Genomic DNA, 26,067 nt, shown 5'->3' on the forward strand with positions numbered 1-26,067 from the left:
ACCGCAATATAGTCATCCTGCGAGAGACAGCCTACTCCCCTATTTTGCGTTTGCCGCGTCGAGCGCCAGGTTGAGCGCAAGAACGTTAACGCGGGGCTCACCGATGACGCCGGCGAAGCGGCCTTGCGTGTTCTGCGTCACCAGCTCGCGCACCGCGTCCTCGGACATGCTGCGCGCCTTGGCGACCCGCGGCACCTGGAACAGCGCGGCGTCCGGCGAGATATCCGGATCGAGCCCGCTGCCCGACGTGGTGACGAGATCGACCGGCACGCTGGCGGACGGGTTCTCCGCCTTCAGCTTCTCGACATCCTCCTTGACCCGGTCGTTCAGCGCCTTGCTGGTCGGACCGAGGTTGGAGCCGCCGGAATTGGCCGCGTTATAAGGCGCCGGCACGGTCTTCGCGGAGTCGTTCGGATCGGGCGCGACCGTTGCCGACGGCCGGCCGTGGAAGTATTTGTCTTCCTTGAACTCCTGCCCGATCAGGGCGGAGCCGATCACCTTGCCGTCCTGCTCGATCAGGCTGCCTTGCGCCTGCCGCGGGAAGATGACGCCGGCGATCCCGGTGATGGCGAGCGGATAGGCAAGGCCCGTGATCGCGGTCAGCAGGACCAGCACGAGGATGGCGGGGCGGATTTCTTTCAGCATGATTGCGGCTCCTTAAGCCAGGCCCAAAGCGGCGACGACGAGGTCGATCGCCTTGATGCCGATGAACGGGATGATGATGCCACCCACGCCGTAGATCATCAGGTTGCGGCTGAGCAACGCGCCGGCACCGACCGCGCGGTACTTGACGCCCTTCAGCGCCAGCGGGATCAGCGCAATGATGATCAGCGCGTTGAAGATGATCGCCGACAGGATCGCGCTCTGCGGACTCGCCAGATGCATGATGTTGAGCACCTGAAGCTGCGGATAGAACGCGAGGAACATCGCCGGGATGATCGCAAAATACTTCGCGACGTCGTTGGCGATCGAGAACGTGGTCAGCGCGCCGCGGGTCATCAGCAGCTGCTTGCCGATCTCGACCACCTCGATCAGCTTGGTCGGGTTGGAATCGAGGTCGACCATGTTGCCGGCTTCGCGGGCGGCCTGCGTGCCGGTGTTCATGGCCACGCCGACATCGGCCTGCGCGAGCGCCGGCGCGTCGTTGGTACCGTCGCCGCACATCGCGACCAGCTTGCCCTTGGACTGCTCGTCGCGGATCAGCTTGAGCTTGTCCTCGGGGGTTGCCTGCGCCAGGAAGTCGTCGACGCCGGCCTCGGCCGCGATCGCAGCCGCGGTCATCGGGTTGTCGCCGGTGATCATCACGGTGCGGATGCCCATACGACGCAATTCGGCGAAGCGCTCGCGGATACCGCCCTTGACGATATCCTTGAGGTGGATCACGCCGAGCAGGCGGCCGTCCTTGGCGACAGCCAACGGTGTGCCGCCGGCCTTGGCGATCTCATCGGATATCGCCTGCAACTCGCGTGCGGCATCCGTGTTGACATTCGCCTGGATGGCACGAACGGTGCTGCCCTCGGTCGTTGTCGACGCGCTGCCACCGTTGATGTGGTTCAGGATGGCGTCCACCGCGCCCTTGCGGACCGAAGATGAGCCGGCATCGATACCGCTCATGCGGGTCTGCGCCGTGAACGGCACGAAGGTCGCGGCAAGCTCGTGCATGTCGCGGCCGCGGATGCCGTACTTCTCCTTGGCGAGCACCACGATCGAGCGGCCCTCCGGCGTTTCGTCGGCGAGCGAGGCAAGCTGCGCCGCGTCAGCCAGCTCCTGTTCGGAGACGCCGCGGATCGGACGAAACGCGGTCGCCTGGCGGTTGCCGAGCGTGATGGTGCCGGTCTTGTCCAGCAGCAGCGTATCGACGTCGCCGGCGGCCTCCACCGCGCGACCGGACATCGCCAGCACGTTGAAGCGCACCAGGCGGTCCATGCCGGCGATGCCGATCGCCGACAATAGCGCGCCGATCGTGGTCGGGATCAGCGTGACGAACAGCGCGACCAGCACCACGACCGAGATCGAGCCGCCGGCATAGGCCGCATAGCTCGGAATCGTCACCGTGGCGAACACGAAGATGATGGTGAGACCCGCCAGCAGGATGTTGAGCGCGATCTCGTTCGGCGTCTTCTGCCGCTCGGCGCCCTCCACCAGCTTGATCATGCGATCGATGAAGGTCGAGCCTTGCGCCGCGGTGATGCGGACGCGGATCCAGTCCGACAGCACCTGGGTGCCGCCGGTGACCGCGGAACGATCGCCGCCGGACTCGCGGATCACAGGCGCGGATTCACCGGTGATCGCGGCTTCATTGACCGAGGCCACGCCTTCGATCACCTCGCCGTCGGAGGGGATGTTGTCGCCGGCCTCGACCAGCACGATGTCGCCGACCTTCAGCGAAGTGCCGGGCACCATGCGATAGGTCCGGTCGGTGCCGGTCAACAGCTTGGCCTGGCTCTCGGTACGGGTCTTCTTCAGCGACTCCGCCTGCGCCTTGCCACGGCCTTCGGCGACGGCCTCGGCGAAGTTGGCGAACAGCACCGTGAACCAGAGCCAGAGGATGATCTGGAAGGTGAAGCCCAGGCTGGCGCCGCCGGTGACGAGATCGCGCACGAAGATGACGGTGGTCAACGCGGCGACGATCTCGACCACGAACATGACGGGGTTCTTCACCATCAGCCTCGGATCGAGCTTGACGAAGGCCGACGAGATCGCCGGCACCAGGATCTTCGGGTCGAGCATGGTCGACGCCTTCACCTGCTTCTGCAGTTTCATGGTTTCCATGGATGTCACTCCAATCTAATTCGATCAGAACAGGTTGTTGGCGTTCATCGCGAGGTGCTCGACGATCGGTCCGAGCGCCAGCGCTGGGAAGAAGGTCAGACCGCCGATGATCAGGATGACGCCGACGACCAGGCCGACGAACAGCCCGCCAGTCGTCGGGAACGTCCCTGCCGACGGCGGATGGGTCTTCTTCTCCGCCAACGATCCCGCGATGGCCATGGCCGGTACGATCATGAAGAAGCGGCCGACGAACATCGCGCATGCGCCGGCGAGATTGTAGAAGAGAATATTGCCGGTGAGGCCGGCGAAAGCCGAACCGTTGTTGGCGGTCTGCGAGGTGAAGGCGTAGAGTACCTCGCTGAAGCCGTGAGGGCCGGCATTGGCCATCGATGCGACTGCGGTCGGGTACACCACGCCAACGGCGGTCCAGCCGAGATACATCAGCGGCAGCACCAGGATCGCGAGCATCGCCATCTTGACTTCGCGCGCCTCGATCTTCTTGCCAACGTATTCCGGGGTGCGGCCGACCATCAGGCCGGCGACGAAGATCGCCAGCACGACGAACAGCAGCATCCCGTAGAGGCCGGCGCCGACGCCGCCGACGATGATCTCGCCGAGCTGCATGTTGATCAGCGGGATCATGCCGCCGAGCGCGGTGAAGCTGTCATGCATCGCATTGACCGCGCCGCAGGAGGCGGCGGTGGTGATCACGGCAAACAGCGAGGACGCGACGATGCCGAAGCGGACCTCCTTGCCCTCCATGTTGCCCCCGGTGAGGCCGAGCGCGTGCAGCGCCGAGGTGCCGTTGGCCTCCGCCCAATAGGTGACGGTGACGCCGGCGACGAACAGGATGCCCATCACGGCGAAGATCGCCCAGCCCTGGCGCTCGTTACCGACCATGCGGCCGAACACGTTGGTCATGGCGGCGCCGAGCGCGAAGATCGAGACCATCTGCACGAGGTTCGACAGCCCGGTCGGGTTCTCGAAGGGATGCGCGGCGTTGGCGTTGAAGAAGCCGCCACCATTGGTGCCGAGCATCTTGATCGCAACCTGCGAGGCGACAGGCCCGAGCGCGATGGTCTGCTTGCCGCCCTCCAGCGTGGTGGCGTCGATATAGGCGTGAAGCGTCTGCGGCATACCCTGCCAAACCAGGAACAGCGCATAGACGATGCAGATCGGCAGCAGCACATAGAGCGTGCAGCGGGTGACATCGACCCAGAAATTGCCGACGGTGCGCATCGACGAGCGGGTGAAGCCGCGGATCAGCGCCATCGCCAGCGCGATGCCGGTCGCGGCCGACAGGAAGTTCTGGTGGGTCAGGCCCAGCATCTGGACCAGATAGGACAGCGTGCTCTCGCCGCCGTAGTTCTGCCAGTTGGTGTTGGTGATGAAGGAGATCGCGGTGTTGAAGGAGAGGTCCTCGGCAACCGCCGACTGCCCGGCCGGATTGAACGGCAGCACCGCCTGCAGCCGCATCAGGCCGTAGATGATGGCGAAGCCGCCGACATGGAACAGCAGCATGGCGACCGTATAGGTCAGCCAGTGCTGCTCGCGCCGCTCGTCGACGCCGCCGACCCAGTAGATGCCGAGCTCGACCGGGCGCAGCACGGGCGACAGGAAGGTGCGTTCGCCATTGAACACGCGGGTCATGTACCAGCCGAGCGGTTTGACCAGCGCGGCAACGATCGCGCAAAACAGAATAATTTGAATCCAGCCGATGACGGTCATTGCGTCAAACCTTTCGAATGGGAGCGAAGCGCAGCATCGACGCGAACACGCCGAGCAACAGCCCGGTCAGCACCGCGTCGGCCAACAGAATTGTGCAAAGCGCAAGCATCGCCGACCGCCTAGAAGCGTTCGGGCCGCAGCAATGCGTAGGTGAGGTAGAACAGCAGGCCGAGCGAGACGAGGCCGGCGAGCGAATAATCGAAGATCATCGCCGCCTCCGTTACAGTCGTTCACAGGCGTAGGCGTAGCCGATGCCGGCCGCGAAGAAGCCGATCGCGAGCGCCGCCATGAGAATATCCATCATGAGAGACTCCTATGCATCCGAGGGGGCGCGGGGCGATCGTATAAGCGCTCCGCGCCGGATGGCCGTGAGGTGCCATCCGGGGCATAGGTTTTCGAGAGGTGGCGAATAAGGACGTTATAGGAATCGTATAAGTGCCACGACCTGCGCAGCCGTCGTCCCGGCGAAGGCCGGGACGACGCGTGGTCTTTATGGAATCCCTATATCTCCGCCCCTCCCCTCATCTCGTTTTCAAATGGCACTCCGGCCATTTTCAGCCTGCGGCCAATGCCTTGAGCTTGGCTTTCTTGGGCCGCGCAAGACGAGATGACGCTATGTCAGTGCTTTCCCAAAACACCTCGACCGATCTCGGCGAACGGCTGCGCGATGCCTATGCGGTGACAGCCGAATTCATGGCCGACATCATCACCCAGACCTGCCGGCGCTTTCCCTCGGTCGGACAGAGCGGCAAGACCCGCCAGATCGAGCGCCTGATCCAGTCAGGCGCCTGGACCGACGCCGCGATCGCGCTGCTCGATCTGGAACTGCCGCAATGGCAGATCCGCCGTCTGGTCTATGACGAGGGCGAGTGGCACTGCGCGTTGTCGCGCGAACGCGAGCTGCCGGACTGGCTCGACCAGTCGATCGAGTCCCGCCATGCCGATCTTGCGCTCGCGATCCTCAGCGCCTTCGTCGAGGCGCAGCGGATCTCGACGCCCGATAGCCGAACCAGCGTGCCGACCGTCCGTCGCGACACGCGCGCGCTATACGAGCCGCTGTTCGTCGACAATATCGGCTGAAGGCGGCGCCGCCGTGGACACCAAACAACTGCCGCGACAGCTGCAGTCGGTCCAGGTCATGGTCCGGTTCGGCTTCCGGCTTGCCATCATGATCGGCTTTGCCGTGTTCGCCGGCGCGGGCTTCGGCAAGGGCATCGTCACGCTGTTGTGGATGTCGGCCGTGATCTGCGCCTTTGCCGGGATCGCCAGGCGCGAAATGCCGTTTGCCGCAAACCTCAACCACTGGGATGAGATGACCGCCTACGTCGCGCTGTGCGCGCTCGGCACCGGCATCGTCCAGCGCCTCTGAATCCATCCCGGAAAATCCTATGCCGCTCCTATGAAGTCGGCCGTCCTTCGCGCTCGATTTCATATCCGGCAAATCAGACATTGATCGCGTGACTGTGACTGAAGCGCTTTCGAGCGAAGTGGATACCGATTCGCGTGACGAAAGCGCTTCAGAAATAAAAAGAAGGAATACCACCGTGAAACTCATCGAGCCTCCCTCGTGTAGCGCAGCGTCCACCATCGTCTTCATCGGCCGCAACCATCGCGGCCAGTGGGTCGCCCAGCAACAGAACGGCCTCTATGGCGGCCTGTTCGTCAACCGCGCCCAGGCTGTCAAATACGCGCTGTTCGAGAACGGCCAGCATCCCGAAATGATCGTCGAGCTGTCGCGTGAGATCGAGCTCGATATGCGCGGCGAGACCGCGAGCCTCCCCGCAAGCCGCGTGGCGTGAGCCGCCCATGACCTGGCAAACGGCTGCGAAAGCCGACACGGCCGCATGGCTGTCGGGCTTCATCCCCGATCTTCCGACCCCCTTCAACCATCGGGGCGAAATCGACGCGGACGCGTTCGGCCGGCTGTGCGAGCGCCAGATCGCGGCGGGCGCCACCGCGCTGGTGGTCGGCGAGACCGCCGGTGAAAGCACGACGCTGGAGCCCGCGGACCGCGTGCAGCTCGTGCGCATCGCCGCAAGCGTCGCGCGCAAGCGGGTTCGCATCATCGCCGGCGCCGGATCGAACGCGACCGATCATGCCGTCACGCTGGCCCGCGCCGTGGAAGCGGCCGGCGCCGACGCCGTCATGTCGGTCGTGCCCTATTACAACAAGCCGATGCCACAGGGTACGGCGGCGCATTTCCGCGCCGTCGCCGCGGCCACCACGCTGCCTGTCATCCTGCACGACATTCCGTCGCGCACGGTGAAGGGCCTTGCCGACGAGACGCTGCTCGAGCTCGCCGCATCGCCGCGCTTCGTGGGATTGCGCGACGGCAGCGGTGACGTTGCCCGGCTGGCACGCCTGCGCTCACGCCTGCCGGCGACATTCCGGATGCTGAGCGGCGACGACGCCTCCTCGCTGGCCTGGCTCGCCGCCGGTGGCGATGGCTGCATCTCGGCCGTGACGAACGTCGCGCCCGATCTGTACGTGGCCGTTCACAGGCATTTCCGCGAGGGACGGTTGTATCAGGCGCGGGAGTTGCACCAGCGGCTGGTGCCGCTTGCGACCTTGCTGGAGCGCGAGCATCCCGCCGCATTGAAGTTCGCGCTGGCGCTTCTGGGATTCATGCAGCCGGCGACGCGGCTGCCGATCGTGCAATTGAACGGGTCGGCAAAGGCCGAGGTCTCGCAGGCGATCGCTGAGCTTGCCGACGAGTACCTCGCGGCCGCGCATTGAGATTTGCCGACCCGACATAGCCCATCGCAATGCACAATGCGATCAGCACACGGGTGTCGGTGACACGACGCCAACTTGAGGTTCCGAAACGGCGCCCCATATCCACGGCAAGGGAGTGCTTGCCGTGCACACCACCTTCAAGGCGGCCCTCGTTGTTGCGACCGTCCTGGTCGCTCTGGTTGTCTCCATCCGTCCCGGTCCGGCCGCGGACAACAGCCATCTTGCCCTGACCATTTCAATCGACGGGGCAATCGGGCCGGCAGCGGCCAGCTACGTCAAGGACGGCCTGGCCAAGGCCGCCGAGCGTCGCGCCGAAATTGTCATCCTGCGTTTGAATACGCCGGGCGGCCTCAGCACCAGCATGCGCGAGATCATCGCCGACGTGCTGGCCTCGCCCGTTCCCGTGGTCGGCTATGTTGCGCCCTCCGGCGCCCATGCCGCGAGCGCCGGGACCTATATCCTCTATGCGACTCATCTCGCGGCCATGGCGCCCGGCACCAATATCGGCGCCGCGACGCCGGTGCAGATTGGCGGCCCGATACCGGGGCTGCCGGGCAGCACCCCGGACAAGGGCGGCAAGGACCAGAAGGACGGCGGTCATCCGTCCGAAACCAAGGATGCCATGACGGCGAAGGTGACGAATGATGCCGTTGCCTTCATCCGCAGCCTCGCCGAATTGCGTGGCCGCAATGCCGACTGGGCCGAGAAGGCGGTGCGCGATGCCGCTACCCTCTCCGCCAACGCTGCGCTGCAAGCCAACGTCATTGATCTCACCGCGCGCGATCCGGCCGACCTGCTCAGGCAGGTCGATGGCCGGACCATCGAGCTCCCAGGCGGCAAGACGCAACGCCTGGCGACCAGGGACGCCGCGATCGAGGCCATCGATCCCACCTGGATCGCGCGCACGCTTGCGGTCATCACCGACCCCAACATCGCATTCATTCTCCTGATGGTCGGCATCTACGGCCTGATCTTCGAGTTCATGTCGCCCGGTGCCGTGGCGCCGGGGGTTGTCGGGACGATCTGCCTGCTGCTCGGTCTCTACGCGCTCAACATGCTGCCGATCAACTACGCCGGCTTCGCCCTGATGCTGGTCGGGATCGCGCTGCTCGCAATCGAAGCCTTCAATCCGACCGTCGTGATCGGCCTCGGAGGAATAGTCGCCTTCGTGCTTGGAGCAGCCATGCTGTTTCGGATCGAGGCGCCCGGATACCGGCTGTCATGGCCGGTCATCGGCATCGTCGCCGCGATGTTCACGGGGCTCATTCTCGTCGTGCTCGGCGCGCTCCGCCGCGCGCGCAAGGGCCCGGTGCGGATCGGTGCGCAAGCCATGCGCGGGCTATCGGCCGAGGTGCTCGACTGGTCCGAGACCACTGGTCACGTCTTCACCAACGGCGAACGCTGGCAAGCGCGCAGCACCGAGACATTCACGGCGGGAGACACGGTCGAGGTCGCCAACATCATCGATTTGACGCTGGTCGTGCGGCGTGCGCCGGCATCCGCCGGCGAAGGAGGTACAGCATGATGCTTGATTATTTCACCTATGCGGCGATCGCGCTGCTGGTCGTCATCTTCCTGACCCAGGCGGTGCGCGTGCTGCGCGAATACGAGCGTGGCGTCATCTTCACGCTCGGCCGTTTCACCGGGGTGAAGGGCCCGGGGCTCATCATCCTGATTCCGGTGGTGCAGCAGCTGGTGAAAGTCGATCTCAGGGTGGTGGTGCAGGTGGTACCGCCGCAGGACGTGATTTCGCGCGACAACGTCTCGGTCAAGGTCAACGCCGTGCTGTACTTTCGCATCGTCGATCCCGAGCGCGCCATCATCAAGGTCAGCGATTACATGGCCGCGACCAGCCAGCTTGCGCAGACCACGCTGCGCTCGGTGCTCGGCAAGCACGAGCTCGACGAGATGCTGGCGGAACGCGACCGGCTCAACGCCGATATCCAGGAGACCCTCGACAAGCAGACCGACGTCTGGGGCATCAAGGTCACCGCGGTCGAGATCAAGGATATCGATATCAACGAGACGATGGTGCGGGCGATCGCCAAGCAGGCCGAGGCGGAACGGCTGCGGCGCGCCAAGGTGATCAACGCGATGGGCGAGCAGCAGGCCGCCGAGAAGCTGGTCGAGGCCGGCCGGATCCTCGCCCAGGAGCCGCAGGCGATGCAGCTGCGCTACTTCGCGGCGCTGCACGACATTGCCGGCGAGCGCTCCTCGACCGTGGTCTTCCCGCTCCCGATGAACCTGCTCGATCATCTGGCGCCGCGACGTGAAGCGACATGAGCTGGTTTGCCAAAGCTTGATGAGATTGGGCTGTGTAGCGACTACGACGGCACCGCGCTCCCTCTCCCCGCGCTTGCGGGGAGAGGGTTGGGGTGAGGGGCCGTCTCCGCTTACACAGTGATAGCTGCGTTTGCGGGGGCTCCCCCTCACCCGGAACGCATCTAACGATGCGTTCCGACCTCTCCCCGCACGCGGGGCGAGGTGAAGCGGAGTCCGTCGCCGATTCCGAGTAAAGTCATCTCGTTCTAACTAATCTAACTCCCGGGATGCTTGGCCCGCCACGCAGGCCTTGGACCGCGCATGTAATGCGCCTCGGGCCGATAGCCGCCGATCGGCTCTTCGCCGATCCAGGCGAGGAATGTGAGCAGCCCTTCAGCGGCGCGGCGCGGCAGGGCAGCGATGAACGAAACTGCGCGCATCTCAGTAGTCCCACTTCTCGCCGAGCACGACCGGCGCCCGCGGATATCTCTCGGCGTCGCCGCCGAGCATGCCGACATTGAGATGGATCCGCGCCCAATCCTGCTGGCCGCGATGCAGCAGCAGCTCATTGCGCAGCCGATGAATCTTGGCGGCGGCGACCGCGCGGTGAACAGTCCTGAAGACGAGGCCGATCCGCCTGACGGTCCGCCGCAGCATCAAGGGCATCGCGCTGGCCGAACCGTGCGGCCGGGCATCGTGGTAATGGAGCAAGGTCATGTGCCACCTTCCCGTTTGGCAGCGCGCGCGAGCGCACCGCATCACGCTAGAAGATGCTGGGAAGGCCGTAGGAATTCGAGAGCAGCCGCAGCCCTGTCACATAGCCGCGGCATAAGCGTCCGGACGCGGTCGGTGCATCGCGACCATGCCTCAAATCGCGCGATTTCGGACAATTTGACCCCCGATCAGCAGCGCAAGGGGCCGGTTTACGGTCGGCGGCAAGACCGGTAACCTCGCCTCCCAATGCGACGTGGAGAGTGCCCATGCGGCCCAAGGATCAGATCAACTGGATGCTGTCGGATGCGATCGAGGCGCTCGCCCGCGCCGAACGGTTGCACCAGAGCTTCCTCAATTTGCACCCGCGCGCGGGAAGCAGCGAGCCGAGCTGGGAACCGCCGACCGACGTGATCGAGACCGAGGATGAAATCCTGATCCTGGTCGCGTTGCCGGGGGTCGATCCCGACGAGGTCGAGGCCGCGCTCGACGGCGGCACGCTGGTGATCTCCGGCCGCCGCACCCTGCCCCCTGAACTCCGCAACGCCCGCATCCTGCGCCTCGAACTGCCGCAGGGCCGGTTCGAGCGCCGCATCGCGCTGCCGACCGGCCGCTACACCATCAGCCGTTTTGCCGCGCATGGCTGCGTCGGCCTGCGGCTCGGAAAGTCGAGCTAAAGGATTTCGACATGGCTACCTCAGACGTTTCAAGCCCAGCATCGACTTCGACGCCGATCCCGAGCGACGCGCTGATCATCGTCCCGGTGCGCAACACCGTGCTGTTTCCGGATGTCATCATTCCGATCACGATCGCCCGCGCGACGTCGATTGCCGCGGCCCAGCAGGCGGTGCGCGAGCAGCGGCCGATCGGCATCCTGCTGCAGCGCGATCCCGAGACCAACGATCCCGGTCCGGACGGGCTGTACCGCGTCGGCACCGTCGCCAACATCGTGCGCTACATCACCGGCGCCGACGACACTCATCACCTGGTCTGCCAGGGAGTGCAGCGCATGCGCGTGCTCGACTATCTGCCCGGCACGCCGTTCCTCGCGGCCCGCGTGCTGCAGATCCCGGAGCCGACCACCACCTCGCCCGAGATCGAGGCGCGCTTCCTCAATCTGCAGCGCCAGGCGCTGGAGGCCGCACAATTGCTACCGCAAGTGCCGCAGGAGCTGATCGCAGCGCTGCAGGGCACCACCTCGCCGGCAACCCTCGCCGACCTTGCGACCTCCTACATGGACATCAAGCCGTCGGAGAAGCAGGACATCCTGGAAACCATCGATCTCGTGGCGCGGATGGACAAGGTGTCGCGTCACCTCGCCGAGCGCATCGAGGTGCTGAGGCTGAGCCAGGAGATCGGGCAGAAGACCAAGGCCGTGTTCGACGAGCGGCAGCGCGAGGCGATCCTGCGCGAGCAGATGGCGACGATCCAGCGCCAGCTCGGCGAAGGCGACGGCAAGGCCGCGGAAGTCGCCGAACTGACCAAGGCGATTGCAGAAGCCAAGATGCCGCCAGAGGCCGAAAGCCAGGCGCAGAAGGAACTGCGCCGCTACGAGCGGATGCCGGAGGCCGCGGCCGAGTCCGGCATGGTGCGCAGCTATCTCGACTGGCTGATCGAGCTGCCCTGGAGCCTGCCGGAGGAGAAGCCGATCGACATCGCGGAGGCACGCAAGATCCTCGACCAGGACCATTATGGCCTCGAGAAGATCAAGAGCCGCATCATCGAATATCTGGCGGTGCGCAAGCTCGCGCCCGGCGGCAAGGCGCCGATCCTGTGCTTCCTCGGCCCGCCCGGCGTCGGCAAGACCTCGCTCGGCCAATCGATCGCACGCGCGATGTCGCGGCCGTTCGTCCGTGTCTCGCTCGGCGGTGTGCATGACGAGGCCGAGATTCGCGGCCATCGCCGCACCTATATCGGCGCGCTGCCCGGCAACATCATCCAGGCGATCAAGAAGGCCGGCGCGCGCAATTGCGTCATGATGCTGGATGAGATCGACAAGATGGGCCGCGGCATCCAGGGCGATCCGTCGGCCGCGATGCTCGAGGTGCTCGACCCCGAACAGAACTCGACCTTCCGCGACAATTATCTCGGCGTGCCGTTCGACCTCTCGCGCGTCGTGTTCATCGCTACCGCCAACATGCTCGACGGCGTTCCCGGGCCACTGCTCGACCGCATGGAGCTGATCAGCCTCGCCGGCTACACCGAGGACGAGAAGCTCGAGATCGCCAAGCGGTATCTGGTGCGGCGCCAGCTCGAGGCCAACGGGATCAAGGCCGAGCAGGTCGAGATCGATCCGGATGCGCTGCGGCTAATCATCCGCAGCTACACCCGCGAGGCCGGCGTGCGCAACCTGGAGCGCGAGATCGGCAAGGTTCTGCGCAACGTCGCGGTGCAGATCGCCGAAGGCAGCACGAGCCACGTCACCATCGCGCCGAAGGAGATCGTGTCGCTGCTCGGCCAGCCAAGGTTCGAGAACGAGATCGCGATGCGCACCAGCATCCCGGGCGTTGCCACTGGACTCGCCTGGACGCCGGTCGGCGGCGACATCCTGTTCATCGAGGCGTCGCGCACCGCGGGCCGCGGCGCGCTGATCCTCACCGGCCAGCTCGGCGAGGTGATGCGCGAGAGCGTGCAGGCCGCGCTGACCTTGGTGAAGAGCCGCGCCTCCCAGCTCGGCATCGATCCCGGCGTGTTCGAGAAGAGCGACATCCACGTCCACGTTCCCGCCGGCGCGACGCCGAAGGACGGCCCGAGCGCAGGCGTTGCGATGTTCACCGCCCTCACCTCGCTGTTGACCGACCGCACGGTGCGCAGCGACACCGCGATGACCGGCGAGATCTCGCTGCGCGGCCTCGTGCTGCCGGTCGGCGGCATCAAGGAGAAGGTGGTTGCGGCCGCGGCCGCCGGCCTGACCCGTGTGATGCTGCCGGCGCGCAACAGGCGCGACTTCGACGACATCCCCGCCGGCGCCCGCGCCAAGCTGGAGTTCATCTGGCTCGAACGGGTCGACGAGGCGATCGCAGCGGCGCTGGAGCCCGCCAAGACGACGCCCGCCGCCGCAGAGTGATCGCGTCCCAAACCCAACAAGAGGGCGTGACGGCGATCGCCGTCACGCGTTGCAGATGGCGGAGCGATGCCGCTCAGCTCTTGCCCATGCATTCTTCGATGTAGAACCAGCGGTCGTCGCCGGTCAGGCCCTTCGACTTCACCTCGGCGCGGCAGACCTTCAGCTTGGGCTTGTTGGCCTTCCACTGCGCCTTCATGTCCTTCACCTTCTGCATGGTGAGCTTGACCTTCGACGGCTTGGCCTCGGTCGTCTGGGCTGACGCGGTGTGCAGCGAGCCGGCGAGAAGCAACGCGGCCACAAGACAGCTTGCGGTACGAAACATGACTGAAATGTCCTTGATTATCTGTTGAATTGAACGGCGTAGAGCTTCTTGTTTGACGCGTTTTCTTCACGCGAACCGGCATCCAATTCGCTGGAAAACGCTGTAGGCCGCGCGCGGGATGCCAGATGTCCCGCGCGCGGCCCGGTATGCGATCAGAGGATTTTGACCGCGCTGAGCAGCGTCATGTAGACGCCCCACGCCAGCGGAATGCCGACGAACAGCCAGAACAGCGCCGCCTTGGCGTCGAGCCCGCCAAACCCGATCCCGTAGGAACCGTGCGGTCCGGCCGCCGCGGCGCTGGCGCTCGCATCCTGCAGCTTGGCGACCTCGGCGTCGCTCATATGCCATTTCGGATCGACCGGCTTGATCAAATAGTTGCAGATCAGGCCCGCGATCAGCATGGCGCACAGGATGTACATCGTGGTGTTGTAGAGCTGGTCGCGCGGCACGCCGGCGGCCAACTGGAACTCGCGGATGTAGTTCACCACGACGGGACCGATGATGCCGGCGGTCGACCACGCCGTCAGCAGACGGCCGTGGATGGCGCCGACGAACTGGGTGCCGAACATGTCGGCGAGATAGGCCGGCACGGTGGCGAAGCCGCCGCCATACATCGACAGGATGATGCCGAAGCCGAGCACGAACAGAAGCTTCGATCCCATCGCGGCGAAGGTCGGCGCCAGCGCGTAGAGCGCGATGCCGAGGATGAAGAACGTGTAGTAGGTGTTCTTGCGGCCGATCTTGTCCGACAGCGACGCCCAGAAGAAGCGGCCGCCGATGTTGAACAGCGACAGCAATCCGGCAAAGCCGGCCGCGATCGCCGCGATCTGCGCCTTCTGTCCGGCATCGAGCTGGTTGAAGCCGACATTGGGCAGGCCGATCAGCTTGCCCGCGAAGATCTCCTGCAACATCGGCGAGGCCATGCCGATCACGCCGATGCCCGCCGACACGTTCAGGCAGAGCACCCACCAGATCAGCCAGAATTGCGGCGTCTTGTGCGCGTTGTCGAGATGGACGTGCTTGCTCGAGATCATCGCGTTGGCCTTCGCCGGCGGCGTCCAGCCCTCGGGCTGCCAGCCGGCCGGCGGAATGCGATAGCGGAACGCGCCGATCATCATGAACACGAAGTAGATCGCGCCCATGGCGAGGAAGGTCTCCCAGACGCCGACCGAGGTCGGGGTCTTGAAGTAGTTCATCAGCTTGTCGGCGAGCGGGGCGCCGATCATCGCGCCGCCGCCGAAGCCCATGATCGCCATGCCGGTCGCCATGCCGCGCCGGTCGGGGAACCATTTCACCAGCGTCGACACCGGCGAGATGTAGCCGAGGCCGAGGCCGACACCGCCGATCACGCCGGAGCCGAGCCACATCAGCCAGAGCTGGTGCGTGTAGACGCCGAGCGCGCCGATCACGAGACCGCCGGCCCAGCACAGCGCCGCGACGAAGCCGGCCTTGCGCGGACCGACCTTCTCAAGCCAGCCGCCCCAGATCGCGGCGGAGACGCCGAGCAGCACGAAGAACAGCGTGTACATCCACCCGAGGCTCGCGACCTTCCAGTCGCAGGTGGTGGTGAACAGCTCCTGCACCAACGAGATGTCGGGGCACGCCTTCGGCGCAGTCAGGCCGATCGCGCGCGACAGCGGCAGCCAGAACACCGAGAAGCCGTAGGCCATGCCGATGCACAGATGGATGCAGAGCGCGGCCGGCGGCACCAGCCAGCGGTTGAAGCCGGCGGTCGCGATTGTATGTTCCTTGTCGAGGAAACCTGCACCTGACGCGGATACGCGTCCGGCGCTGCTCACTGTGGTCATTGACACCTCCCCTGCAGCCGCCATTACGACAGGCGCATCTGCGTCTTCGATCCCGTCTCAGCCCATTGCGGCCAGCGTCAGCCGGCAGCTCCGCACATTTCCTCAATGCGCCGGGACCAACCACGCACATTCCGGAAATGCTAACCCCCAATACGACCGGATATGCCCGGCCGTGCAGCCCGTGATCTGGACACAGGCCCAGTCGTTGTCCGTCGATGCGGCCACGCTCGAGCACAACTCCAGCACCACAACCCGGCGGACATTATCAATTCGCGCAGAATGGAAAATAGGTGTCGATAGGCAAAAGGTAGATATCAAGCTGCATCTAGCGCGTACGCGGCAACGCAGCATTTGAGTTATCTATCGCTCCATTGATCTTCTCGATCAAGAATACGATCCTTGCATCGCTTCGTTCGGTGATCTCGACCTTGTCGCCGGTCTCCTGGATCAGGGCCGGGATATCGATCACCGAAAGCGGATCGGTGCAATGCACCTCGAGGAAATCTCCCGCCGTCACGCTCCTGAGGGCCTTGCGCGTCTTCAGCGCCGGCAGCGGGCATTTCAGGCCGGTGAGATCGAGCTTCGTCGTTGTCATGGTTCGACCATGGCGAAGCCGTCCTGCATCGTCAACGCCGCCTCCTCATCCACTTCAGCCTTCGGCCGGAGCCGACGCGAGCACGTCGTCGACGGGGGTCGCGGCGCGCAGCATCAATTTGGCAACGTCCTCGATGTCGTCGAGATGCGCGACCGGCAGCGTGGTTGCAACGGCGACGTCGCTGGCGATCCCGACCACGCGCGGGTCGTCGGGAAACAGCAGCGGCTTGCCGTTGGCGGCGCGGTACACCTCGATCTTGTTGACCGGCTCACGCTTGAAGCCTTCGACCACGACCAGATCGACCTGCGCCATCTTGGCGAGCAGCTCCGGCAGCCGCGGCTCGTCGGCGCCGCGCAGCTCGTGCATCAGCGCCCAGCGCCGCGTCGAGGACACCAGCACCTCGGTCGCACCGGATTGCCGGTGCACCCAGGAGTCCTTGCCGGGCACGTCGACATCGAATTCATGGTGGGCGTGCTTGATCACGGAGACGCGCAGGCCGCGGCCCAGCAGGCAGGGGATCACCCGCGACAGCAGGGTGGTCTTGCCGGCACCGCTCCACCCCGCGAGGCCAATCACTTTCATACGCGTCTCCGAAGACATACCGATCGTTAGGGCATCGACGCCTGCGGTTCCGCCCGACATGGCCGGGACCAGCCGTGACGACGGAAAGCCGCGACTTGCGCCCAACGCTGCTTATATCAGCCTTGGAGCAATGTCATGCCAGGCTTGCCGGCGGACGAGGATCGACTGGCTCGCTAGAGGACGACCCTCGGAAACTCCTGCAGCAGCTGTGCCCACAGCACCGCGAACGCGATCAGGCCACAGACCCCAAGCGCCGCGGTGAATCTCGGCAATCGGCCGATGGCGACGAGCAGCCAGGCCGGCAGGAAGAACAGGCCGAACACCATGCCGAGCGGAAACACCGCCAGCCACTGGAAGCCGGTGCCGTCGCCAGGCGGCACGTGGGCGATGGCGTAGAAGGTGTAGAGCCAGAACAAGGTGCCGGCCGCTGCGATGAGCGCGGCGATCCTGCGAAAATTGACGGTGTCGAGTGCCATGATGGGTTGGTCGCCGCGATCGGCGAACCCGTTCACGGGCCACCGCGCAACTCGGGCTCGGCGCGCTATTCCGCTGGGTCAGTCGGTCCGTTGACTGACCGGCCGCCCCGGCTTGGCAAGCCTTGCCGATCGGCTCTCTCTCGGGGGCTGGTCACGCATCCGCAGCCTCTTCCGCGGCCGCTGCGTATCGACTGCCAGCACTTCTTCCAGCGTTGTATTCCTAAAACGAAGCCTTCTTAACATCGCTCCGCTCCTCGAGCGGGTGGGAGCCCCATCGGTCGCTCAACCACCGACATCCACAACAGGGCCCATGTCGGTGACAAGAGATAACCAGCGACGGGACGGTTTGCTCCAATGCATGTTGCAGCCCCCGCTCACGTCACGCGCGATCCCGCTATCCAGCGGATATACCTCGAAATTTCCAATACGCAGGGCGATCGGAACACGATAATGTGCACCATGGAGGACTATGTATGCCTCGCTCGCCTTCGATTGTGCCGCATTCAATCGATCACGACACCTATCTGGTGCTGAACGATTTTGGCCGACTGGGTCGTGCCTGGAGCGAAACCGACGAAGAAGGCACCGACCGGAAAACGCTGATCCGGCGCCTGCTGGATGACCAGTACAGCCGTCCGGTCCGCATCGTGGCCTTCAATACCAACGAAGGATGGTCGCGCGACGTCACCACCGACATTGCCGACGAGCTTCGGCGCCGTTTCGTCGAATACGAAGAGGTCCCGCGCTCCGTGCTGGAGTTCGTGGAGACGGCCATGCGGCACTGAGCCGGATCCGCAACGCACAGGCCCTCTCACAGCGCGATCGTCGGCCCCGGCAAGCATCCGCCAAACGACAATTTTTCGAGCAATCTCAATGCGATTCGGCTGCCGCGCAGCGCCGCTCCGCCATAAGGCAATAATATAAGAGCATTTGCCTTACCTGTTCTCCCGTTCAACGGGAGACCGGTCCAGTGCGCAATCGTGATGGCGTTCGAGACGCCGTAAGCCTGAAAAACCGGGTTCTGGTCACGGCGATCTTTTGGCGTCGGGCGCGGCATCGCTGATCCTGCAGGTTCTCTGGTTCAAGCAACTGCAATTCGTGCTGGGAAGCGCGACCATCTCCGTCAGCGTCACGGTGGCAAGCTTCTTTTTCGGTCTCTCGCTGGGCAGAGCCTTGGGAGGCCGGATCGCACTATCCCATTCTGCTGCACCAGGGCCCGGTTGAAACGGCTGTCGTCATTTGCATCGGGACCGGAACCACGGTGGGAGCGGTCAGCACCCATGAGGAATTGCAATCCATCGACGCGGTCGATCTGGCGTCGACGGTTTTCGAATTCGCGCCCCACTTCGTGCCGATCAACAAGCAGTTCTATCAAAACCCCAAAGTCCATCAGATCGTCGCGGACGGGCGCCACTTCCTGCTGGGGACCAAGGAGACATTTGACGTCATCACGCTCGAGCCTCCGCCGCCTCATGATGCCGGCGTCATCAACCTCTACACGGAGGAATTCTATGCGTTGGCAAAGCAGAAGATGCGTCCCGGCGGCGTTCTCGCGCAATGGGTGCCGCTGGATTTCAACCGCGGCATTCTTCCGAAGATGATACTCAAGGCCATGATGGGCCAGTTCAGGCATGTCTCGCTGTGGCTGCCGTCCAGAATGGAAGGCGTGGCGATCGCCTCTGATGAACCGTTGAACATCGATCCGCGCGAGCTCGCCATGCGCATCTTCGCCTGGCCGTCAAACTGGACCCGGACAATTCCTACGTCGACTTCCTGGACCGCAAGCTAAGCGAGTGATCAGGGTGCCTCCGGCAGGACAATTCATGTCGCGAGAACGCGGATGTGTGATCCTCTGGCCGCGCAACGCATTCAGTGTCGTCCCTGCGAAAGCAGGGACCCATAACCACAAATGCAAATTGTTACGCGATGCTGGGACGACGAGTCCCGTTTCTCAAAACCCGCCGCGGCGTATGGGTCCCTGCTTTCGCAGGGACGACAGCTGTGATGGTGCGGCAGAGCGGCACACCGGCTACGCCGGCCTGAACCCCGCCTTCGTCAATGCAGCCCGCCCCTCATCCGACGCCAGCGCATCGAGAAAGGCCCGCACTGCCGGCCGCTGCTTGCGCGCGGTCACCAATGCGAAGTCATAATGCTCTTCGGCAAGCGGTATGAAGCCGAGTCCCGACGCATCGGCGACCGGTGCGATGGTCATGCCCCAGTCGGCGCGGTGCTGCGCCACCGCGGCCGCAACCGCATTGTGCGAGCGCGGCTGATTCCAGTAACCGTCGGGCCGGCTGCCCGCCAGCAGGCGATCGATCAGGATACGGGTGCCGGCACCCTGGTTGCGGTTGACCATGATGCAGGCGGGATCGGCGAGCGCGGCGCGCACCGCCTGCTCTGCGCTCAGGCCGGCAAAGCGGGTGTCGTCCCTGCGAAACACGATGCCCTGCATGCGCCGCCAGCCCGGCACCAGCTCGAGCCCGTCGGCCAGATACGGCGTGTTGTAGGTCTCGGTCTTGTCGTCGAACAGATGGATCGGGGCGAGATCGCATTCGCCGCGCTTGGCGGCAGCGAGCCCGCCGAGGCTGCCGACCGCGATCGAACGCACCACGAGACCGGCATGCGCCAGCGGCGCGGTGACGAGATCGAGCCCGGTGCAATGGCTGCCGACGATGACGAGATCGGGCACCCGCACATGCGGCGTGAACAGCGTCACCTCGGCCTCGCTGCCGGCCGGCAGCTGGTCGGCGAGCGCCTCGATCTTCAGGAAGCCGTCGGCCTGCGCGAACGAGGTGATCGCGCCCGAACCCTTGCCGCTGGGGTAGGCGATCAGCCCGTCGGCGCCCTCGACCAGCGACACCATAACGAACTCGGTACGCCCGAGTTCGGAGGCGATGCGCACCGGCACCTTCGCCGCCACCGTGGCATCCGATCGCGGCGGCAGCCCGGCCATCCGGCGCAGCGCCGGCACGATCATGTCGTGGAAGGTGAACATCGCCGAGGTCGGAAAGCCCGGCAGGATGACCACCGGCTTGCCGTCGCACACCGCAAGGCACAGCGGCTTGCCGGGCTTCAGCGCCACGCCATGCGCGATGATGCCGGGCTTGCCGAGGCGAGTGATGATCCGGTGCGAGACGTCGCCCGCGCCCTTGGAGGTGCCGCCCGACAGCACCAGCATGTCGCTGTCCGCCAGCGCCTTGCGCATCGCGGCCTCGAGCATTGCCTCGTTGTCGGCGATCGCGCCAAGGAACGCCGCGCCGCCGCCATTCTCGGCAATCGCCGCGGCGACGATCGCACCATTGGTGTCGTAGATCGCGGCCGGCCGCAGCGTCTCGCCCGGCTGCACCAGTTCGTCGCCGGTCGAGAGGATTGCGACGCGCGGACGACGCACCACCTGAACGTCGGCGATGCCGCAGGCCGCGAGCATGCCGATCTCGCGCGACCCGATCATCGTTCCCGCGCGCAGCAGGGCCTCGCCGCGCGCGATGTCGGAGCCGGCATAGGACACGAACTGGCCGGGCGACGCCGCACGCCGGACCTCGATGGTGCCGTGGCCAGCAGGCTGAGTGTGCTCGACCATCACGATGGCATCCGCGCCGCGCGGCACCGGACCGCCGGTCGCAATCGCAGTTGCAGTACCCGGGAGCACCGGCAGGGTGGGCGCAGTCCCGCACGAAATCGTCTCGTCGTTCAGCGCGAGTTGCACCGGCGCGGCCTCGCCGGCGCGCGCCAGATCGGCCGAGCGCACCGCAAAGCCGTCGACATTGGAGCGATCGAATGGCGGCACGTCGATCGGTGCCACCACGTCCTCCGCCAGTGCACGGCCGAGCGCATCGGCGAGCAGCCGTCTCTCGAACGGCAATTGACGCGGGAACAGCGCCGCCTCGAAGCGTTCGAGCGCCTCCTCGCGCGACAGAATGGTCAGGAACTGGTCCTGCTCGACGGATGGATTGGGTTTCGGCGTGAAACTGTTGCTCATCTCGGGAACTCACTCCCGCAATATATAGGCATCGACCACCGTGCCCGCAGCGAAGCCCTCGGCGGCGCCGGGCACGATCAGCAGGGCTTCGGCGCGCGCGATGGCATCGAGCGACAGGTCGCCGGTCGCAAGCGCCGCCCAGGAACCTTGCTCGCGTATCAGCAGCACGACCTCGGCAACGCCGACGCCGGAGGCGATCTTGCGTTCCAGCGGCAGCGCCAGCGTTTTGCGCGAGCGCCGGCCCGACAGGCGGTCGAGCAGGGGAAGCGCAATCGCCCACCAGGCCGCGAAGGCCTGATCCGGCGCGCCAGGCAGGGCGACGACCGGAGTGGTATGGATCCGTCCGATCGCCGTGGTGCGCCCGGGCTGCAGCGCGATGCCGTGCGCGATCAGCGTGCCGCGCGTTGCCAGCGCATTCGCCACAGCATCGGTGTGACCGACGCCGGTGCCGCCGATCGTGACCATCAGATCGCAGCCGTCGGTATCGAGTGCGTTTGCAATCGCCGCCACATCGGGTGCCGACTCGATGACGACGACCGCAGCACCGGCGAGGCGCGCGGTGTCAGCGATCAGTTGTGCGGTCAGCTCACCATTGGCGACGTTGACGATGCGGAGTCGCGGCCGTCGCACACGCAACACCTGCAGTCCGGCCGCGCGCGCGAGCAGCTGGCCGCGCGGCAGCAGCGGCTCGCCTGCTGCGATCACGGTGCGCCCAACGGCGATGTCGCTGCCGGCACGCCTGACGCCCTGCCCCGGGATTGCTTCGGCGAGCACCTGCGGAAGCGGACCGGAGGTATCGACGGCATCCGCATCGACCACGCAGTCGGTGCCTTCAGGCATCGCGGCGCCTGCCGCGACCCAGACCGGAGGTTCGGCCAGCGGCAACGGCGCATAGGACGACGCGCCGACCAGGTCATTGGCGCGCATCGCCCACCCGTCGCTGACCGCGACATCGTGCGGCGGGTAGGCGCGCAAGGCCGGCATCTCGGCTGCAATGCAGCGCAAGGCGTCGGCCGGCGGCAACACGATCGGCTGGACCGGTCCGACGTCGCGCAGCACGGCAGCCAGTGCCGCATCGAGCGGGATGAGCGAAGGCGGAAGGCGCTGGGCGGTGACCATGGCCCGCTATGGACTGAATCGGCCCCGAAAGAAACTGCCTCTCGCCACACCGGGGCTGCGTCATTAGACCGATGGCGCGTTGACGCGGTCCCCAATATAGTTGCAAAAGAAACCAATATGACCGGTCCCCGAAGGCCCGGCACAACCAATAATGGCCAATGCGCCAATTCAGGAGGGAGACAGAATGAAGGCCACCAGACTAGCCATGTTCGGGACGTTCGCAGCCGCGCTGCTGGCCTCCCCGACCGTATCGGCGCAGGTATCCGACGACATCATCAAGATCGGCGTGCTGACCGACATGAACGGCCCCGCCTCGACGCCGACCGGCCAGGGCTCGGTCACCGCCGCGCAGATGGCGGTCGACGATTTCGGCGGCAAGGTGCTCGGCAAGCCAATCTCGGTGATCGTCGGCGATCACCAGCTCAAGCCCGATATCGGCGCGACCATCGCGCGACGCTGGTATGACGTCGATCAGGTCGACCTCATCGTCGACGTGCCGGTCTCGGCGGTCGGGCTCGCGGTGCAGAACATCGCGAACGAGAAGAAGAAGCTGTTCATCACGCACTCGACCGGCGCGACCGATTTCCACGGCAAATTCTGCTCGCCCTATGCGATACAGTGGGTGTTCGACACCAGGGCGCTCGCGGTCGGCACCGCGCAGGAGGTGGTGAAGCGCGGCGGCGACAGCTGGTTCTTCATCACCGACGATTATGCATTCGGCCACTCGCTGGAGAAGGACGCCTCCGCGATCGTGACCAAGAACGGCGGCAAGGTGCTCGGCGCGGTGCGGCCGCCGTTTGCGACGCCCGATCTGTCGTCCTTCATCCTGCAGGCGCAGGCCTCGAAGGCCAAGATCATCGGCATTGCCGGTGGACCGCCCAACAACACCAACGAGATCAAGACCGCCGCCGAGTTCGGCGTCTTCGCCGGCGGGCAGCAGATGGCGGCGCTGCTGGCGCTGATCACCGACATCCACTCGATCGGGCTGTCGGCCGCGCAGGGCCTGCTGCTGACCACCTCGTTCTACTGGGACATGGACGACAAGACCCGCGAATGGTCGAAGCGCTATTTCGCCAAGATGAACCGGATGCCGACGATGTGGCAGGCCGGCGTCTACTCCTCCGTGACCGCCTATCTGAACGCGATCAAGGATGCCGGCACCGACGATCCGCTCAAGGTCGCGGCCAAGATGCGCGAGAAGCCGGTCGAGGATTTCTTCGCCCGCAACGGCAAGCTGCGCGAAGACAATCTGATGGTGCACGACCTCTGGCTGGTGCAGGTCAAGACCCCGGCCGAGTCGAAATATCCGTGGGACTACTACAAGATCCTGGCCAAGATCTCCGGCGAAGACGCGTTCGGCCCGCCGGACCCGGCCTGCGCGATGGCGAAGAAATAGGATAGGCGAATGGCGAATAGAGAGTAGCGATGGCGCTAGATCGGAATTTCCATTCGCCATTCGCTACTGGCTATTCGTCCTCATCATTTCGCCACCCCAATCTCGCGGAAATATCTGAGCACGCCCGGGTGGATCAGGTTGATATCAGGCGCGGCGGCGACGGTGTTCGCCGCCGTGGTCTCGCACGCTTGGGCCAGCTTGTTGCAGAAGGTCGTCTCGATACCGTGCAGCGTCTTCGCCAGCCGGTAGGCGACGTCGTCGGGCAAGGTCTCGCGCACCAGGATGTAGCTCCAGGAGCCGACCGAAGAGATGGCTGCGGTCTGGTTAGGATAGCTGCCGGCGGGGATCGTCAGCGGCTTGAGGAAAGTGTGCTTGGCGCGGATGCGGGCGATCTCCTCCGTGGTCGGCGCGATGAAGCGCGCGCCGGTGGCGCTCTCGGCCATCTTGGTGAAGCCGGGCCAGCCGATGCCGGCGCCCCACAATGCGGCGGCGCGGCCGTCCTCGACCATCGCCGGCCCGTCGCCGGCGCGATCGAGATAGATCGACTTGAAGTCCTCGTCCTGCTTCAGCCCGATGCCGTCGAGGATGTAGCGCGACAGGATCGGCAGGCCGGAACCCTTGGCGCCGAATGCGACGGGCTGGCCGACGAGATCCTGGATCGTCTTGTACGGGCTGTCCGCCCGCACCACGAACATGCCCGGGCTCGAATACATCGCGGTGAGGATCTTGAGCTTCGTGGCCTTCGGCCGGCCGATGCCCATGAAGGCTTCATAGGACGGCTCGCCGGCCACCGTTGCAATATCGACGTTGCCGGCCTCGAGCAGCGGGATGTTCTCATTGGAGCCCTTGGTGTTGCGCGGGTCGATCGACAGCGTCGGGTCGGCCGCATTCATCACCTCGGCGAAGGCATTGCCATACAGCGGAAAGCCGCCACCCGGCGTCGCCGTGGCGAAACTGATCGTGGTTCTGGAAATGATCTTGCCCCCCTCCTGCGCCGCCGCCCCGCCCGCGAGCAGCAGCGCGCCGGCGTATATCATAACAGCGAATTTCATCCCGAGCCTCAAGCATTCCACACGAGCCCGACTATCGTCGCACGAGCGACGTCGTAGGCAAAGCCAGCGTTTTGTGAAACCATGCCGGCAACAGTCACAAGAAAATGACGGGAGAGACGATGATCCGGTTCGTGCGTGCTGCCTTGCTTGGTTTGATTTGCTGCCTCGCCTCGATTGCCCCCTCATCCGCATCCGACTATCCGAACCGCCCGGTGCGCTGGGTGATCGGGTTTGCCGCCGGCGGCCCGGTCGACATCGTCGCCCGCATCATGAGCCAGTGGCTGTCGGATCATTTCGGCCAGCAATTCATCGTCGAGAACCGCACCGGCTCGGGCGGCAACATCGCCGCCGCCGCCTCGATCAACTCGCCGGCTGACGGCTATACGCTGTTGTTCGTCGCGCCCAACAACGCGATCTCGACCTCGCTCTACAAGAAGCTGCCGTTCGACTTCCTGCGCGACACCACTCCGGTCGCGAGCATCATGCAGCTCACCAACATGCTGGTGGTCTCGAACGCGATGCCGGTGAAGACCGTCCAGGAGTTCATCGACTACTGCAAGGCCAATCCCGGCAAGATCTCCTATGCCTCTTCGGGCAACGGCACCTCGGTGCACATGTCGGCTGAGCTGTTCAAGGCGATGACCAAGTGCGACATGCTGCATGTGCCGTATCGGGGATCCGCGATCGCCTTCCCCGACATCATCTCCAACAAGGTACAGCTGATCTTCGACAATCTGCCGTCGGCGCTGGAGCAGGCCCGCGGCGGCAACGTCCGCGCGCTCGGCGTCACCTCGCCGAAGCGCTGGGCGGGCGTGCCCGACGTGCCGGCGATCGCCGAGACCGTGCCGGGATTCGAGGCGGTCGGCTTCTACGGCATCTCGGCGCCGAAGGGCACCCCGCCGGAGATCGTCGATGCGCTCAATGCGGCGGTCGGCGAAGCCTTGAAGGATCCCAAGCTCGTGGCGCGACTTGCCGAAGTCGGCGGCATCCCGAAGCCGATGGCCCCGGCCGAATTCGGCAAGCTGGTGGCCGACGAAACCGAGAAATGGCGCAAAGTCGTCGAGTTTGCCGGCGTCTCGGTGGATTGAGGCGCCGGTCGCCAGGGAGACGGAGGCCTAGGCAAGATGGCTGCCCGGCCGCTGTTCCAGCATGCCGGCCGCAAGACGTGGCTGGCCCGGCGGCGACGGCACAGGGACGCGGGGGCAGCATTGCCGAAACCGCAGTCACCCTGTAAACGGAGCCCGCACCGTTGCCGGCCGCGCCCCGCGGCCCGCAAGGCGGCGGGGCCTGTAGCTCAATGGTTAGAGCCGGCCGCTCATAACGGTCTGGTTGCAGGTTCGAGTCCTGCCGGGCCCACCAAAGGAAATCAAATACTTATAGGTCATTGTCCTCAGTGCTAAAGCCTACCCCGAAACTGCAACGGTCTGCTCACACGTTGAATTGAGGGAATCCGTTGTGCGTG

At 65.2% G+C, this 26,067-nt stretch carries 27 protein-coding genes and 1 tRNA gene; 13 read left to right on the forward strand and 15 right to left on the reverse strand.

The features are described from left to right. Positions 1-39: 39 nt before the first annotated feature. The 4 genes from XI02_RS32795 to XI02_RS32810 all read right to left on the reverse strand — a co-directional run bounded on the left by XI02_RS32795 (position 40) and on the right by XI02_RS32810 (position 4,709). Positions 40-645 carry a K(+)-transporting ATPase subunit C gene (locus XI02_RS32795; RefSeq protein WP_172647342.1) on the reverse strand — a complete coding sequence of 202 codons (606 nt, stop codon included), beginning with the start codon at positions 643-645 and terminating at the stop codon, positions 40-42. Between the two features lie 12 nt (positions 646-657). Then, positions 658-2,772, reverse strand: coding sequence for a potassium-transporting ATPase subunit KdpB (kdpB, locus tag XI02_RS32800; RefSeq protein WP_172647341.1), 2,115 nt, complete (start codon positions 2,770-2,772; stop codon positions 658-660). Between the two features lie 24 nt (positions 2,773-2,796). Next, a complete protein-coding gene (kdpA, locus tag XI02_RS32805) occupies positions 2,797-4,500 on the reverse strand; it encodes a potassium-transporting ATPase subunit KdpA (RefSeq protein WP_018273111.1) in 1,704 nt (567 codons plus the stop codon). 119 nt (positions 4,501-4,619) lie between these two features. Next, positions 4,620-4,709, reverse strand: a complete 90-nt coding sequence (locus tag XI02_RS32810) for a K(+)-transporting ATPase subunit F (RefSeq protein WP_016846764.1) — start codon at positions 4,707-4,709, stop codon at positions 4,620-4,622. Between the two features lie 406 nt (positions 4,710-5,115). On the opposite strand from XI02_RS32810, the gene XI02_RS32815 reads away from it, so the two are divergent. From XI02_RS32815 to XI02_RS32840, 6 genes are all read left to right on the forward strand, one after another. Then, the gene (locus XI02_RS32815) at positions 5,116-5,580 is read left to right on the forward strand and encodes a hypothetical protein (RefSeq protein WP_172647340.1); all 465 of its coding nucleotides are present in this window, start codon (positions 5,116-5,118) and stop codon (positions 5,578-5,580) included. Positions 5,581-5,593: 13 nt separating this feature from the next. After that, complete coding sequence (locus XI02_RS32820; RefSeq protein WP_172647339.1) at positions 5,594-5,869, forward strand: hypothetical protein; 276 nt, start codon at positions 5,594-5,596, stop codon at positions 5,867-5,869. 175 nt (positions 5,870-6,044) lie between these two features. Beyond that, entirely contained in the window at positions 6,045-6,299 is a 255-nt protein-coding gene (locus XI02_RS32825; protein WP_172647338.1) for a hypothetical protein, read from the forward strand. A gap of 7 nt (positions 6,300-6,306) precedes the next feature. Continuing rightward, positions 6,307-7,236: a 4-hydroxy-tetrahydrodipicolinate synthase gene (gene dapA / locus XI02_RS32830; protein WP_172647337.1), complete on the forward strand. Its 930-nt coding sequence runs from the start codon at positions 6,307-6,309 to the stop codon at positions 7,234-7,236. 115 nt (positions 7,237-7,351) lie between these two features. Further along, on the forward strand, positions 7,352-8,761 hold the full coding sequence (locus XI02_RS32835) for a nodulation protein NfeD (RefSeq protein ID WP_172647336.1): 1,410 nt from the start codon (positions 7,352-7,354) through the stop codon (positions 8,759-8,761). Then, positions 8,758-9,519: a slipin family protein gene (locus XI02_RS32840; RefSeq protein WP_018273118.1), complete on the forward strand. Its 762-nt coding sequence runs from the start codon at positions 8,758-8,760 to the stop codon at positions 9,517-9,519. Before XI02_RS32835 ends, XI02_RS32840 begins: the two co-directional genes overlap by 4 nt. A gap of 254 nt (positions 9,520-9,773) precedes the next feature. Here XI02_RS32840 and XI02_RS32845 read toward each other — a convergent pair whose 3' ends face one another. Together XI02_RS32845 and XI02_RS32850 are read right to left on the reverse strand one after the other, a co-directional pair. Beyond that, positions 9,774-9,938, reverse strand: coding sequence for a hypothetical protein (locus tag XI02_RS32845; RefSeq protein WP_172647335.1), 165 nt, complete (start codon positions 9,936-9,938; stop codon positions 9,774-9,776). A 1-nt stretch (position 9,939) separates the two neighbouring features. Beyond that, complete coding sequence (locus XI02_RS32850) at positions 9,940-10,215, reverse strand: hypothetical protein (protein ID WP_172647334.1); 276 nt, start codon at positions 10,213-10,215, stop codon at positions 9,940-9,942. Between the two features lie 263 nt (positions 10,216-10,478). On the opposite strand from XI02_RS32850, the gene XI02_RS32855 reads away from it, so the two are divergent. Together XI02_RS32855 and lon are read left to right on the forward strand one after the other, a co-directional pair. Further along, a complete protein-coding gene (locus XI02_RS32855) occupies positions 10,479-10,886 on the forward strand; it encodes an Hsp20/alpha crystallin family protein (protein WP_016842263.1) in 408 nt (135 codons plus the stop codon). A gap of 11 nt (positions 10,887-10,897) precedes the next feature. After that, positions 10,898-13,276, forward strand: coding sequence for an endopeptidase La (gene lon, locus XI02_RS32860; RefSeq protein WP_172647333.1), 2,379 nt, complete (start codon positions 10,898-10,900; stop codon positions 13,274-13,276). A 73-nt stretch (positions 13,277-13,349) separates the two neighbouring features. Here the strand turns inward: lon and XI02_RS32865 are convergent, their stop codons facing one another. From XI02_RS32865 to XI02_RS32885, 5 genes are all read right to left on the reverse strand, one after another. Beyond that, positions 13,350-13,598, reverse strand: a complete 249-nt coding sequence (locus XI02_RS32865) for a hypothetical protein (RefSeq protein WP_172647332.1) — start codon at positions 13,596-13,598, stop codon at positions 13,350-13,352. A gap of 152 nt (positions 13,599-13,750) precedes the next feature. Next, positions 13,751-15,406: an OFA family MFS transporter gene (locus tag XI02_RS32870; RefSeq protein WP_018273122.1), complete on the reverse strand. Its 1,656-nt coding sequence runs from the start codon at positions 15,404-15,406 to the stop codon at positions 13,751-13,753. Positions 15,407-15,731: 325 nt separating this feature from the next. Beyond that, positions 15,732-16,001, reverse strand: a complete 270-nt coding sequence (locus XI02_RS32875) for a sulfurtransferase TusA family protein (protein ID WP_016847484.1) — start codon at positions 15,999-16,001, stop codon at positions 15,732-15,734. A 54-nt stretch (positions 16,002-16,055) separates the two neighbouring features. Continuing rightward, on the reverse strand, positions 16,056-16,583 hold the full coding sequence (mobB, locus tag XI02_RS32880; protein WP_244981058.1) for a molybdopterin-guanine dinucleotide biosynthesis protein B: 528 nt from the start codon (positions 16,581-16,583) through the stop codon (positions 16,056-16,058). Between the two features lie 173 nt (positions 16,584-16,756). After that, the gene (locus XI02_RS32885; protein WP_245164275.1) at positions 16,757-17,059 is read right to left on the reverse strand and encodes a hypothetical protein; all 303 of its coding nucleotides are present in this window, start codon (positions 17,057-17,059) and stop codon (positions 16,757-16,759) included. A gap of 473 nt (positions 17,060-17,532) precedes the next feature. On the opposite strand from XI02_RS32885, the gene XI02_RS32890 reads away from it, so the two are divergent. Further along, the gene (locus XI02_RS32890) at positions 17,533-17,844 is read left to right on the forward strand and encodes a hypothetical protein (RefSeq protein ID WP_016847487.1); all 312 of its coding nucleotides are present in this window, start codon (positions 17,533-17,535) and stop codon (positions 17,842-17,844) included. Between the two features lie 26 nt (positions 17,845-17,870). Here the strand turns inward: XI02_RS32890 and XI02_RS32895 are convergent, their stop codons facing one another. Beyond that, entirely contained in the window at positions 17,871-18,116 is a 246-nt protein-coding gene (locus XI02_RS32895; protein WP_172647329.1) for a hypothetical protein, read from the reverse strand. Positions 18,117-18,302: 186 nt separating this feature from the next. On the opposite strand from XI02_RS32895, the gene XI02_RS32900 reads away from it, so the two are divergent. Further along, positions 18,303-18,848, forward strand: a complete 546-nt coding sequence (locus tag XI02_RS32900) for a hypothetical protein (protein WP_244981136.1) — start codon at positions 18,303-18,305, stop codon at positions 18,846-18,848. A 240-nt stretch (positions 18,849-19,088) separates the two neighbouring features. Here XI02_RS32900 and XI02_RS32905 read toward each other — a convergent pair whose 3' ends face one another. Beyond that, positions 19,089-21,038, reverse strand: coding sequence for a molybdopterin biosynthesis protein (locus XI02_RS32905; protein ID WP_172647328.1), 1,950 nt, complete (start codon positions 21,036-21,038; stop codon positions 19,089-19,091). Between the two features lie 9 nt (positions 21,039-21,047). After that, positions 21,048-22,157 carry a molybdopterin-binding protein gene (locus XI02_RS32910; protein WP_172647327.1) on the reverse strand — a complete coding sequence of 370 codons (1,110 nt, stop codon included), beginning with the start codon at positions 22,155-22,157 and terminating at the stop codon, positions 21,048-21,050. 184 nt (positions 22,158-22,341) lie between these two features. On the opposite strand from XI02_RS32910, the gene XI02_RS32915 reads away from it, so the two are divergent. Then, a complete protein-coding gene (locus XI02_RS32915) occupies positions 22,342-23,553 on the forward strand; it encodes an ABC transporter substrate-binding protein (RefSeq protein ID WP_172647326.1) in 1,212 nt (403 codons plus the stop codon). An 83-nt stretch (positions 23,554-23,636) separates the two neighbouring features. Here the strand turns inward: XI02_RS32915 and XI02_RS32920 are convergent, their stop codons facing one another. Further along, on the reverse strand, positions 23,637-24,605 hold the full coding sequence (locus XI02_RS32920) for a TAXI family TRAP transporter solute-binding subunit (protein ID WP_172647325.1): 969 nt from the start codon (positions 24,603-24,605) through the stop codon (positions 23,637-23,639). A 119-nt stretch (positions 24,606-24,724) separates the two neighbouring features. On the opposite strand from XI02_RS32920, the gene XI02_RS32925 reads away from it, so the two are divergent. Both XI02_RS32925 and XI02_RS32930 read left to right on the forward strand, forming a co-directional pair. Continuing rightward, a complete protein-coding gene (locus XI02_RS32925; RefSeq protein WP_172647324.1) occupies positions 24,725-25,693 on the forward strand; it encodes a tripartite tricarboxylate transporter substrate binding protein in 969 nt (322 codons plus the stop codon). 195 nt (positions 25,694-25,888) lie between these two features. Continuing rightward, a tRNA-Ile gene (locus tag XI02_RS32930) sits at positions 25,889-25,964 on the forward strand. The last annotated feature ends 103 nt before the right edge of the window (positions 25,965-26,067 follow it).

This window comes from Bradyrhizobium sp. CCBAU 21365 (genome assembly GCF_015291305.1).
Classification (GTDB): Bacteria; Pseudomonadota; Alphaproteobacteria; order Rhizobiales; family Xanthobacteraceae; genus Bradyrhizobium; species Bradyrhizobium elkanii.